Source organism: Bergeyella anatis (genome assembly GCF_036016955.1).
Lineage (GTDB): Bacteria > Bacteroidota > Bacteroidia > Flavobacteriales > Weeksellaceae > JAYWXI01.
On record NZ_JAYWXI010000142.1, the window covers coordinates 1 to 432 of the forward strand.

General features: G+C 38.2%; 1 protein-coding gene. It reads right to left on the reverse strand.

Translation table 11 applies throughout. The features are described from left to right. On the reverse strand, positions 1-432 hold a 432-nt coding region (locus tag VQ048_RS13095), incomplete at both ends, for an FAD-dependent oxidoreductase (RefSeq protein WP_327611986.1).

Consider the following 432-nt stretch of genomic DNA (forward strand, 5'->3'; position numbering starts at 1 on the left):
CTTATCAGGTTCAAGCGTAACAAGTTTTCTATCCCAAATGACGGTGTCATTTTGTAGGCTATTTAATAAGATAGTTCTTAAGTCATTTCTGTTTATTTCAGGATTGTCAAACCGATTTTCGGGCTTTACATTTTTTGTGGTTAAAATATTACCCTTTTCATCAGCAATATTTACACCCATTGGTAAAGCTAAGTCATAATAAGTTTGTAACAATCCCGCTCTTTTCATTGCTTCCTGTCCCGAATCCCTGTGCAGGTCAAGTGTTCCACCAAAAATCCTGGCATCTCGGTCTTTGTCTCTCTCGTAAACTGTAGCGTCCACGCCGTTTTGCTGTAATAATTTTGCCATAGTCAGTCCAACGGGTCCACCACCAATTATTGCAACGTTCTTATCACTAAGTAAATTCATTTGTTTGTCTGTATCTATTCGCAT